At 37.1% G+C, this 12834-nt stretch carries 9 protein-coding genes; 6 read left to right on the top strand and 3 right to left on the bottom strand.

All coding sequences use genetic code 11. From position 1 onward, the window contains the following. Positions 1-10: 10 nt before the first annotated feature. The 3 genes from gap to ACWPKD_RS02935 form a co-directional block, all read right to left on the bottom strand. A complete protein-coding gene (gap, locus tag ACWPKD_RS02925; protein WP_455411180.1) occupies positions 11-1012 on the bottom strand; it encodes a type I glyceraldehyde-3-phosphate dehydrogenase in 1002 nt (333 codons plus the stop codon). 111 nt (positions 1013-1123) lie between these two features. Next, positions 1124-2110, bottom strand: a complete 987-nt coding sequence (pfkA, locus tag ACWPKD_RS02930; protein ID WP_455411181.1) for a 6-phosphofructokinase — start codon at positions 2108-2110, stop codon at positions 1124-1126. A 136-nt stretch (positions 2111-2246) separates the two neighbouring features. Further along, the gene (locus tag ACWPKD_RS02935; RefSeq protein ID WP_455411182.1) at positions 2247-6662 is read right to left on the bottom strand and encodes a translocation/assembly module TamB domain-containing protein; all 4416 of its coding nucleotides are present in this window, start codon (positions 6660-6662) and stop codon (positions 2247-2249) included. A 217-nt stretch (positions 6663-6879) separates the two neighbouring features. Between ACWPKD_RS02935 and tsaD the strand changes: the two genes are divergently transcribed. The 6 genes from tsaD to ACWPKD_RS02965 all read left to right on the top strand — a co-directional run bounded on the left by tsaD (position 6880) and on the right by ACWPKD_RS02965 (position 12580). Beyond that, positions 6880-7902 (top strand): tRNA (adenosine(37)-N6)-threonylcarbamoyltransferase complex transferase subunit TsaD, encoded by a 1023-nt coding sequence (gene tsaD / locus ACWPKD_RS02940; RefSeq protein ID WP_455411183.1) that lies wholly within the window; start codon positions 6880-6882, stop codon positions 7900-7902. 3 nt (positions 7903-7905) lie between these two features. Continuing rightward, complete coding sequence (locus ACWPKD_RS02945; protein ID WP_455411184.1) at positions 7906-8880, top strand: alpha/beta hydrolase family protein; 975 nt, start codon at positions 7906-7908, stop codon at positions 8878-8880. A 7-nt stretch (positions 8881-8887) separates the two neighbouring features. After that, positions 8888-9592: a 16S rRNA (uracil(1498)-N(3))-methyltransferase gene (locus tag ACWPKD_RS02950; RefSeq protein WP_455411185.1), complete on the top strand. Its 705-nt coding sequence runs from the start codon at positions 8888-8890 to the stop codon at positions 9590-9592. A 1-nt stretch (position 9593) separates the two neighbouring features. Next, a complete protein-coding gene (locus ACWPKD_RS02955; protein ID WP_455411186.1) occupies positions 9594-10235 on the top strand; it encodes a DUF4159 domain-containing protein in 642 nt (213 codons plus the stop codon). A 168-nt stretch (positions 10236-10403) separates the two neighbouring features. After that, positions 10404-11351 (top strand): zinc metalloprotease, encoded by a 948-nt coding sequence (locus tag ACWPKD_RS02960; protein ID WP_455411187.1) that lies wholly within the window; start codon positions 10404-10406, stop codon positions 11349-11351. A 278-nt stretch (positions 11352-11629) separates the two neighbouring features. Beyond that, a complete protein-coding gene (locus ACWPKD_RS02965; protein ID WP_455411188.1) occupies positions 11630-12580 on the top strand; it encodes a zinc metalloprotease in 951 nt (316 codons plus the stop codon). Positions 12581-12834 lie beyond the last annotated feature (254 nt).

A 12834-nucleotide genomic window follows, 5' to 3' on the forward strand; every position in this document is an offset into this window, starting at 1 on the left:
TACTCTTTTTTTATAAATTGGCAATATGCACCGATAAATCAATCAGTTTGGAGGAATAACCGTATTCGTTATCATACCAGGCCACTATTTTATAAAAAGTCGAATTCAGACCGATTCCGGCTTTAGCATCGATGGTACAGGTATGCGAATCAGATACAAAATCCTGTGAAACCACATCATCATCCGTAAACGACATAATACCTTTCATTGTAGTTTCAGAAGCGTTTTTCAATACTTCCATGATTTCATCGTATGAAGTTGATTTTTTCAGTTTTACCGTTAAATCCACTACGGAAACATCAGCAACGGGAACACGCATGGACATTCCTGTCAATTTCCCTTCCAAAGACGGAATTACTTTTGTAACCGCTTTAGCAGCGCCGGTAGATGCGGGAATGATGTTTAACAAAGCTGCACGTCCGCCACGGAAATCTCTTCTGGATGGCCCGTCTACGGTTAATTGTGTTGCTGTTGTTGCGTGAATGGTTGTCATTAAACCTTCAACAATTTCGAAATTATCGTGTAATACTTTTGCCAAAGGCGCTAAACAGTTTGTGGTGCAGGACGCATTAGAAACAATCACATCGGAAGGCTTCACTTTATCATGGTTTACGCCCATTACAAATGTTGGCGCATCGTTGGAAGGTGCTGAAATAACAACTTTCTTTGCTCCTCCTTTGATGTGTCCGTAAGCCGTTTCTACTGTGGTGAAAAAACCGGTACATTCCGCAACCACATCAACGCCTACAGCATCCCATTTTAAGACCGACGGATCTTTCTCCGCCGTCACGCGGATCATTTTATCGTTAACATATAACTGACCGTCTTTCACTTCTACTTTTCCGTCAAAACGTCCGTGAACCGAATCATATTTCAGCAGATACGCCAAGTGATCCACTTCAAGCAAATCGTTGATGGCCACTACTTCTACATTATTTCTTTTGATACTTTCCCTGAATACAATTCTTCCGATTCTTCCGAATCCGTTGATTCCTAATTTTACTTTCGTCATTTTTCTACTTTGCTTTATGCAGTAAGCAATATGCCTTAGGCTTTTTCCAACTGCTTTAATTCAACATTCTAAATTCCTATTCTCTATATTCTTTCTTCTTGACTCTTGTTTCTATGTCGACATGATGTCTGATACTCTCAACAATTCCTCATCAATTTTCGATTTGCCTTTAACCGCATTTTCTAATGGAGTCAAAACGATTTTATCTGCAATAAGTCCTACCATATAATTGGATTTACCTTCTAAGATCGATTCAACGGCCCTAACACCCAATCTAGAAGCCAAAACCCTGTCGAAGCAGGAAGGTGATCCGCCGCGCTGCATATGTCCGAGAACGGATACGCGAACATCATATTCCGGCATGTTTTCTTCTACGTAATCGCGCAGTTCAAATACATTTTTACCGATTTTATCTCCTTCTGAAACTACTACTATACTTGAGGATTTACCCGATAATTTACTTCTACGCAAGGATTCCAGAAGTCTGTCCAAACCAAGATCTTCTTCAGGGATGAGGATTTCCTCCGCTCCAGCACCGATTCCTGCATTCAGGGCGATATGGCCTGCATCACGTCCCATCACTTCTACAAAAAACAATCGATTGTGGGAATTGGCCGTATCACGGATTTTATCGATGGCTTCCACTACAGTGTTCAAAGCGGTGTCGTAGCCCAAAGTATAAGTGGTGCCGAAAATATCGTTGTCAATAGTACCCGGAATTCCCATTACCGGAAATCCGTATTCTTTGTTGAAAATCATGCCGCCGGTAAAACTTCCGTCGCCACCTATAATAACCAAAGCATCAACCTGTGATTTTTTTAGGCTCTCAAAGGCTTTTTTTCGTCCTTCTGGAGTTTTGAATTCCATGGAACGTGCTGATTTTAAAATTGTTCCGCCTTTGTTGACAATGTTTTTTACAGTTCTTGGCCCCATTTCCACTATATCGCCTTCGATCATTCCTTCAAAACCTCTGTAAATCCCCATGCATTCAATATTGTGATAGGCACAGGTTCTTACCACGGCCCTGATGGCGGCGTTCATTCCCGGTGCATCTCCTCCTGATGTGAGCACACCAATTCTCTTAATGTTATGCAACATAAATTTTAATTTATATTATAAATTTAAGAATACGACACGAAAAATCTTATAAGATAAAGATATTTAATTCTTTCTTAATCAAATAAAATAATCGCTAAAGAAGTGTTGTTGTTTGTGTGTGTTGTGGCTGTCGCAGTTAATCGACCTCAGGAATTGCTTGCGTTTCTTTCTTAGGTGCCTCACCTTTCCTGTTTTTTTTATCGATAAATTTAATAAATTCCGGTGACAAATCCGAATCCGGTAGCTGATCTGTCGGATTATTATTTTCTTTTTCGGCTTCTTTGTTTAAAATTTTGCGGATCAATTCTTTAAAAGTATCGAAATCTACCTGATAGGTCAAACCTACACCTTGTGTATAACCAATGCCTTCCCCAATGTAGTTGATGTCGTTTTCACGGTTGAAAACACGGGCTTTCAAAGTTCCGTCCTGGTTTAAACGAAGTTGAAGTTCCACATCACCGACAATAACGGATTCTGTAGTTCCGCCAACCGGCACACCCAATTTACCATTGATGGTGATTTTTTCATTGATCTGAGTGGATAAGGTAACGCCAACACGTCCCCCGCTATTTTCCAACAAAGGATTTCTTTCGGCCTGAACATAATTCAGATTAACTTTGAATTTATCATCATCACCTGAAAATATATCAGTAAACAAACTTCCTGCACGCTCAAATAAAGTACCATAAACGGTATTCGATGCGTTTTCAGGTGTTAGGAAACCACCTCCGGAAAGCAAGGCAATGGCCTGTGTCTGACGGACATCCTTATCACTTAATTTATATTCAATTTCGGATTTCAATACAGAGCTTACCGTAGGGAATTCAATCCTGAAATCCGGTTCCGGATTGCTTAGATTTCCGTTAATGGAAATTACCACTTCCGTAGGCACTTTTTTATTGAACGACGGATTGTCTAAAATAACAGCAGGATTAGACTCCGTTTTATAAACCGCTTCTAAGTTTAATGCAGCATTTAGCGGATCACCGTCCCAACGAATGGTCCCATATTCTTTTACCTTGAATTTTTTATCAATTAAACCGTAGTTTTTAAAGTTATATTCTCCTGAATACACCTGGAAATCCCCAACCATATTGAATTTACCCAAGGTGTTTATTTCCATATTGATGGTTCCGTTTCCTCTTCCTTTCATGGCGTGGCCGGTATTTCGGTCCAGGATGATTTCAATTTCCGCATCCGGTGTAATGCTGAAGTCAAAATCCAGTTCGATTCCTCTGTAGTTTTTAAATTGCTTAATGCCCTTTTTCTCTTTGTTCAGTTTTTCTTCAGCAGTAACAAAATGGATAAACGAATTATTACCGATACCCTGAGCATCATTAAGCGGAATTTTAATGGAAGTTCCTTTGTTCGAACTGGCATCCATTTTCACAACCAATGCGTTGGTTGGTCCTGAAATATTAGCTTCCCCTTTAATAAAAGCGATTCCATAATACAAAGCATCATCACTGTCTTTAGTGTCCAGCGCCAACATATTTTCAGATTTAACATCTAAATCCAGGTACCAGTCTTTTAGCTTATTATGTCTAACACTTCCGTTTAAATGTCCGGAGGTTTTATACTTCGTATCCGTGATTTTGATGTTTCTGAAAAGGAACTGATGCTCGGTTACATCTACAATGGCATTCGGTTCCATTACAAAATCTACTCCTAAATAGGGCACCGTCATACCGGCATCATTCAGATATAACCTTCCGTCAATTTCAGGATCGGACATAGTTCCCACGATCGAAGCCTGTCCGGTGGCAAATCCTCTCACATCTTTGAAAATGGTTCCCAAGAGCGGTCCAAATGCGCCGATATTAAATTTTGAAAAATTCGTTTCCAGTGACAATAAACTTTGTTTATCAACCACTTCGATATTTCCTTTTAAATTGAAGCTTTCCGCATTTTCGTTTTCAATGGTTGAATACACGTTGAATTTCCTGAAGGAATTATCACCGGTAACCTTTAAATCCATGTTACCCAGTTTATAATCGTTGATTTTCAGGGAATCGATAGTTACTTCGGAGGTTGGCTGGAAAATATCGTTATCCTGTTTGAAATCAACTTTTCCGTTTAAATTACCGGCAAAAGACATGTTCGTGAGCGATGGCGTGACTTTGGCCAAATCCACATTGTCAAAAGTAAGATGGATGTCTTTGTATTTTTTCCCTTTTAAAATTCCGGAAAGTTCCATTTTCTGGCCGTTATGCGACAATCCTATTTTTTCTATGTTGAAATCCGTCAGTTTTTTGTTGAAAACCACTTTGTTGTCCTTGGAATCGTTTTCATTTAAAAACCACAGGTAATTTTTAAAATTCACTTCCGATTTTTTCAATCCAACTACAGATCGGTTTTCTTCATCAATAGTGTGGTACAGATTCAGGTTATAGAAATCCTGATTCTTCTCACCTCCTTTGAACTCCGAACGTACAAAAAGCGTATCGTTCATCGTTACGTTGATCAGGCTGAAATCAGAAATTTTATAATTCTTGTTTTTGATGCTGTCTAACTCGATGAAAGCATTGTACAAAGGATTCTTGTTGTCAATCTGAACATTGATATTATCAAAAGTATTGTTATAAGCCTTTACATTCGGGGAAGTGAAATTCATTTTGAAGTTTCCTTCATCGGCATTGATTTTCCCGCGTAAAACGGTATTTTCGGCAACCGTGATGTTCGGATTAAAGATTTCGATGATCTTGTTGTAAATAACAAAATCAAAATCTAGGAATTGCCCTGGTTTAAGTTTATTTGGCGAATAGTTGGCGTATAAACTTCCTAAGGCATTCTCAACGATATCCTCTACTTGTCTTACCTGGAACTTACCTACAACTTTACCCTGAATGATATCCGGAGAATTGATGGTTATTGTTCTCACACGTTGGGCATCAAACGTAGATTCCACCTGGAAATCATCAAAGAAATAATTGTCTTTCGAGTTTTGGTAAGCCGCATTGGACACATCTAGTCTACCGTCGATATCATCGATTGTATTTCCTTTTGCTTTGAAACTCAGGTTTCCTTTGAAAATAGCAATGGAATCCTTTTTCATGAAGTTCAGCAAATGTAAATCCGCATAATCAATATTCGCCTGAAAATCATAGTTTTTAACCGTCGAACTTAAATCCACCAAACCGTTGAAATCCATCTTCAGGTTCGGATCGTTACTGTTGAAATATCCTTTAAAATAAGGCATTTTCAGTTTACCGTCAACCGTAATGTTCTGATACGTATAGCCGTTGTATGTGAAATCGTGGATCTGGCCTTTTACGGAAGTGTCCAGGAATTTTTTATTAAACCCTTTTCCGTCTACTTCTAAATCCAATGTTGTGCGGTCAATACTTTTCTGATCCGTAAGATGACCGATATCGAAATTCTGAAGGGAAATGGTTCCTTTATAAGAAGCGTTATTGATGTTGTTGATGTTGGTCATGGAAAGTTTCGAATCCAATTCCCCAAGTGAGGTCATCATATAAACATCGGCATTGATATAGGTTTTGGTAAGCTCAACATCACCTATTAAATCTACCTTGCCTAATTTCTTTAGTGTCTGTGGTAATTTTTTACCTAAAATTCTAGGCAGAATAGCACTCAGATTATCATAATTGGAAGTAACTCTGTCAAAATTTCCGTTCATGTAAAATTCCCCTTTTTTATTGAAAAGGTTTTTGAAGTTTACTTTACCGATAATTTCAGACTGGTTCTTATCTACTAATTTCAGATTGTGCAAAACGAAGTTGTTCAGCGTTCCTTTTGCGTGGGTTTTCAGAAAGAATCGCTGCTCTTTACCGAATTCGTTGTAAAAGAAATTCAGTTCATTGGAAGAAACCGAAGCCTTTTCCATATCTACATCGAAAACAACTTTATTATTGAAATCCGTAAAATCTTTTGGATTATATTTAAGTGTCACATCACCGAACATGGTAGATTCAGCTGTATTCAGCTCCATTTTCTTAAGAATGATGTTCTTTTTGGTATAGGTGAAATCAGACGACAGGTTTTCAACAACCAAACCCCTGTGGTCCTTTAACGATAATTTGTTGATCAGCGTTGTCACATTCGGCCCTTTAATATAAAAGTCCTCCAGTTCTCCATTCAGATTCGTGAAATCAAGCACTTTGTGTATTTTAAGGTTTTCGTCAATTAATCTGAAACGGCTGTTAGTTACATATAAATCGTCTGCTTTAAGACGGAATTTCCCTGAACCCGGTTTACCTGTATCAAAAGCAGCAACAAACAAGTCAAGATTCGTTTTGGTTTCGCCTTTGTATTTTTTCAGCTTAAAATTAAAACCGTCCATTCGGGCTTCTCCAAAAAATAAATGTGAATCTTTGATTTCCTTAAAACTGAGAATGTTTGTTTGCAATCGTTTTACAAAGAAAAGCGTGTCTTTATGGTGATCGGCTACATAAATGCCTTTCAGTTTAACCCCACCGAAAACGGAAATGGCTACTTTATCTATTTTAATGTTGGTTCCGTAGTCTTTATTGATGCTTTCCGTAGCATATTCGGCTATTTTAGTCTGAACTACAGGTAAAGAAAGTGCCACCCCTAAAAGTAATAGCAGGAGAATAATCGCCAGTAAGGTTCGGAGCAGTATTTTTCTAAATTTTTTGATACCCGTAGTATTTATATTAATTTTGTCGGAGTGACTGTGAAATTGTCAGTGTTAACAAGCAAAAGTAAAAATTTTGTTGCTGAAAAAATTAACAATTCAAAGATAATACAGTCGTTTTGAATATTTACTCAAATTCCGTGCCTTTTTTATGACAAAACCGCCAATTTATATACTTGCTATCGAAAGCTCTTGTGATGATACCGCTGCAGCAGTACTTAAAGATAATAAAGTTTTATCAAATATTGTTGCCCGACAGGCAATTCATGAGGAATATGGTGGTGTGGTTCCCGAATTAGCTTCCCGTGCCCATCAACAGAATATTGTTCCGGTTATTGATGTCGCTTTAAAAAAGGCAAACATCGATAAATCAGAGCTTTCGGGCATTGCTTTTACACAAGGTCCGGGACTTATGGGATCTTTATTGGTGGGAAGTTCTTTTGCAAAATCGATGGCGATGTCCCTGAATATTCCACTGATTGCCGTTCATCATATGCATGCACATGTTTTGGCACATTTTATTGAAGAAGAAGGTTTTGATAAACCCGAATTTCCTTTTTTAGCCATGACGATTTCCGGCGGACATACCCAGATTATTAAAGTAAAAAGTTTCTTTGAAATGGAAATTATTGGGGAAACTACCGATGATGCCATTGGTGAAGCTTTCGATAAGAGTGCAAAAATACTAGGTCTTCCCTACCCTGGCGGCCCGTTGATTGATAAATACGCTCAATTAGGGAATCCGAAAGCATTTCCGTTTACAAAACCGAAAGTAGATCACCTGGATTTCAGCTTCAGTGGTTTGAAAACACAGATTTTGTATTTCGTTCAGAAAAAAATGGCTGAAAACCCGAATTTTATTCAGGAAAACATGAATGATATTTGCGCGTCCATCCAACATACAATTATCGAAATTTTAATGGATAAACTGAAAATCGCTGTTGCGGAAACGGGTATCAATCAGATTGCGATTGGTGGTGGTGTATCGGCTAATTCCGGTATCCGAACAACTTTAAAAGAAGCTGAAACCAAATATGGCTGGAAAACATTTATCCCTAAATTTGAATATACGACTGATAATGCAGCCATGATCGGGATTGTGGGCTATCATAAGTTTTTGGAAAAACAGTTTGAAAATGCTTCGGTAGTTTCTAAAGCACGAATTGAATTTTAAGGGATGAAAAAACTGTTTTCAATTGTTACCTTATTGCTCTGTTATTCATTTTATGCTCAGAATACGCCTGAGGATTTCGGTTTCCAACATTTAAAATTGGAATACAAAGGAGAGGCTGCTGATGTCCTGATCCAAAGCAAAAAAGGAGATGAAAACAAAGCAAAACCTTTGTTTTTCTGGTGTCAGGGAAGTTTGCCGCAACCGGTTCTCAAATACGACGAGAAAGGATTATTCGGCACTTTTCCATTCAATACAGATGATTTTTTATCGGAGTATCATTTAGTTATTGTAGGCAAACCCGGAATTCCGGTGATTTCGGACGTGAAGAAATTAGAACGTGATTACACTTATAAAGATTCACTTGGAAAAACTCCAAAAAAATATTCAGACAACAATCATCCTGATTTTTATGTAAAACGAAACAACTGGATTATTAAAAAGTTACTCCAGGAATCTTGGGTATCGAAAGAAAAACTTGTGGTTGCGGGACATTCAGAAGGTAGCACCATTGCTGCAAAAATGGCCATTAAAAACAATTCAATCACACATTTGATCTATTCAGGAGGCAATCCTTACGGGAGAATTCTGAGTATTATTGCCCAAAGCCGCTTTTACGATTCAGACAATACTATCTTTGACTATTGGAAAGATGCCGTTGAAAATAAAAATGACCACACCATTGAAGAAGGCGATAGTTTTAAAACAACCTACGATTTTTCTTTGCCTGTAGCCGAAACAATTGAAAAACTGAAAAAACCAACGCTTATCAGTTACGGAACGAAAGACTGGAATGCTCCTTATAATGACATGTTTTACACAGAATCCATTCGTAAAAAAATAAAAAACATTACTTTTATTCCTTTCGTCGGATTGGAACACAACTATTTTCCGGTGAATGAAAAAATGGAGCCCAACCATGAAATTTATAATTGGGAAACCGTTGGAAAAGAATGGGCAAAATGGCTAACCAACAATTAAAATCTGTATGCAGTTATTCTATAATCCGGATATAAATTCTACTTCGACGGAGTTTTCTTTTGATAAAGAAGAAAGCAAACACATCGTTAAAGTATTGCGTAAAAAAGAAAGTGATATTTTACACGTAACCAATGGTTTAGGTTTTTTATTTAAAACAGAAATCATTTTGGCTTCCGAGAAAAAATGCACCGTTAAAATCGTTGAAACCAAAACTGAAAAAGCAACTGAATTTTATCTTCATCTTGCTGTAGCTCCTACTAAAATGAACGATCGTTTTGAGTGGTTTCTGGAAAAAGCCACAGAAATAGGCATACACGAAATCACACCTATTATATGCGACCATTCCGAAAGGAAAGTGATTAAAACCGAGCGTTTTGATAAAATCATTCAATCTGCGATGAAACAATCGCTGCAATATTTCCTGCCAAAACTGAACGAGCCGATTTCTTTTAAAGAATTCATCAATCAGAAGCACGAAGGGAATTTATTCATAGCACATTGCGAGGAAACCGATAAAAAACTCCTGAAAGAAGCCATACGACCAAATGAAAAATATACGTTATTGATTGGACCGGAAGGCGATTTTTCAGAAAAAGAAATTAAAACGGCGTTAGAGAATAATTATATTCCTGTATCTTTGGGAAATACACGTTTGCGAACAGAAACAGCCGCTGTTGTAGCGTGTCACAGTATTGTTTACAGTAACGAATGATATGAAAAAAGTATTTCTGCTTGGAATTTTATTGGTTTGGAATTTGGGATTTTCCCAAGAAATTGCTCTTTTAAAATATTCCGGTGGCGGGGATTGGTATGCTAACCCGACTTCTTTACCAAATCTGGTGAAATTCTGCAATCAGAATATCAATACAAAAATCAATACAAAAATCCCAACGGTTGAAGTAGGAAGCCCGGATTTGTTCTCCTACCCTTTTGTGCATATGACCGGGCACGGAAATGTGGTTTTCAGTGACAACGATATTGTAAACCTTAGAAACTATCTTAATTCCGGTGGTTTTCTGCATATTGACGACAACTACGGAATGGATCAGTATATCCGTAAAGAAATAAAACGTATTTATCCGAATGCCGAACTGATGGAAATCCCTTCCAATCATGCTATTTTTCAGAAGCCCTATTCTTTTCCGGGCGGAATCCCCAAGATTCACGAGCATGACAATAAACCACCAAAGGCTTACGGAATTTTCTCTGAAGGCCGTTTAGTTCTTCTTTACACCTATGAAACTGATTTAGGTGACGGATGGGAGAACCAGGAAGTACATAACGATCCTATAGAGGTTAGAACCAAAGCCTTAAAGATGGGTGCGAATATTCTGAATTACGTTTTTACTAACTAACTGATTTACAGCAAACAACAACTTATCTCAAATGTTAATTTTCTGCCTTTAATCGGATATATCTACCGATTATACAATATTTTTCATAAAAAGCTGTTTTATACTTAAAATTGTCAACTATTTGTTATGACATTATCATTTTTCAACCGCTTTAAACACAACTTTATTATGAAAAAACTTATCATCTCCGCTATTACAATAGCGTTATTTGCTTCATGTAACAATGAAGATTCCACAAATCAACCAGAAAACAACACTGATTTGCACAGAGGTTGCGCCTCAAATGAAGTTCTCCAAGAACAATTAAAAAATAATCCTCAGTTAGCTATTACAATGAATGAAATCGAATCGTTTACCGAAAGAGCTATTCGTGAAGGACGCTTAGTTAATGGTAAAATCGAAATTCCAGTTGTAGTTAACGTTTTATACAGAACTGCAGCGCAAAACATTTCCTTGGCACAAATACAATCCCAAATAGATGTGCTAAACAAAGATTTTAATGCTACAAACTCTGATTTTAATCAGGTTCCTGCACAATTTTCAGGAGTGAAAGCAAATGTTGGGGTTTCTTTCGTATTGCAAAACGTAGTAAGAAGATCAACAAACACAACTTCATGGAGCACCAACGATGCCATGAAAAAAGCTGCAAAAGGAATCGCTCCTACTACTCCGACAACAGTATTAAACTTATGGTGCTGTAATATGGGAGGAGGAATCTTAGGGTATGCACAATTCCCTGGAGGCCCATCTTCTACAGACGGAGTTGTGATTGATGACAATGCCTTCGGAACAACCGGAACAGCTGCTTATCCGTTTAATTTAGGAAGAACTGCCACTCATGAAGTGGGTCACTGGATGAACTTACGTCACATCTGGGGTGATGCTACTTGCGGAAACGATCAGGTTGCAGATACTCCTTTACATAATACAGCAAATTACGGTGCACCGGCATATCCACACTACAGCACTTGTACAGGTACACCAATTGAAATGACAATGAACTATATGGATTATACAGACGACAGAGCTATGTATATGTTCTCTGAAGGACAGAAATCAAGAATGCTTGCAGTTTTTGCTTCAGGCGGTCCAAGAAATTCATTTGCTCAACCATAAAAAATATCTTTTATAGAAGAAAAATCGCTCAAAAGGCGATTTTTTTTTATTTTTAACATAATGTTTCTAAAATCTTACAGAATTGTTATGAGAATTTAATAATCAAGTAATTTTATAAAGTTGGTTTTTTGACATTAATTCAATAATAATTTAAAACACTTAAGTTTTTCGTAAAAAAATAATGATTTTATTTTTTTATCCTTAACTATTTGGCAGTTTGTTTTTTTGTTATATAATTGTAGTACTAAAAAACTATTAACAAGAAAATTATTATTTTTATGAAAAAAATTCTTTTATCAGCTGCATTAGTGATGTCACTAATTTCGTGTAACAAAGAAGACTCTGCTTCAGAGGCTAACCGCACAACAGATGCACACAGAGGATGTGCTTCTAATGAGGTTTTAGACCGTCAAATGAGAGAAAACCCAGAGTTGGCTATCAAAATGAATGAAATCGAATCGTTTACTGAAAGAGCTATCCGTGAAGGAAGACTTGTAAACGGCAAGATTGAAATTCCGGTTGTAGTAAACGTATTGTACAAAACTACTGCCGAAAACATTTCGTTGGCACAAATTCAATCGCAAATTGATGTTTTAAATAAAGATTTCAATGCACAAAATTCCGATTTCAATCAGGTGCCTGCTGCATTTTCAGGGGTTAAAGCCAATGTTGGAATTTCATTTGTATTGGATCAGGTAATCCGAAAATCTACAAATAAAACTTCATGGGGAACAGCAGATGCTATGAAAAAAACTTCAAGAGGCGGTTTAGCCCCTACTTCACCTACTACAAAACTTAATTTATGGGTTTGTACAATTGGTGGTGGTATCTTAGGATATGCACAATTCCCTGGAGGTTCATCTTCAACTGACGGAGTTGTAATTGATTCTAGATACTTTGGAGATACAGGAACAGCAACCTATCCATACAACTTAGGTAGAACTGCTACTCACGAAGTAGGTCACTGGATGAACTTACGTCACATCTGGGGAGATGCAACGTGTGGTAACGATCAGGTAGCGGATACTCCTTTACACAATACTGCTAACTACGGTGCACCTGCATATCCACACTACAGTACTTGTACAGGAACACCAATCGAAATGACAATGAACTATATGGATTACACAGACGACAGAGCCATGTATATGTTCTCTGAAGGACAAAAATCAAGAATGGCAGCAGTTTTTGCTGTAGGCGGTGCAAGAAATTCTTTTGCTCAACCATAAATAAATATCAGATATTGATGAAGAAATCGCCTAATAGGCGATTTTTTTTGTTTTGTTAAATTATGATGAACAAATCTTACAGAAAAAGTTATGAATTATCCTCAATACACCTCTTCTAAGATATTTGTTTATTGACATATGTATATCAAATTTTTAATTTTATTGAACATTTGTCAAAAATTGCAATTGAAAACTTTTTTATTCTCAACTATTTTGTAATTTATTTTTTTGTTATATAATTGCATCAAACTAAT

It is taken from the genome of Flavobacterium pedocola, from assembly GCF_053764385.1.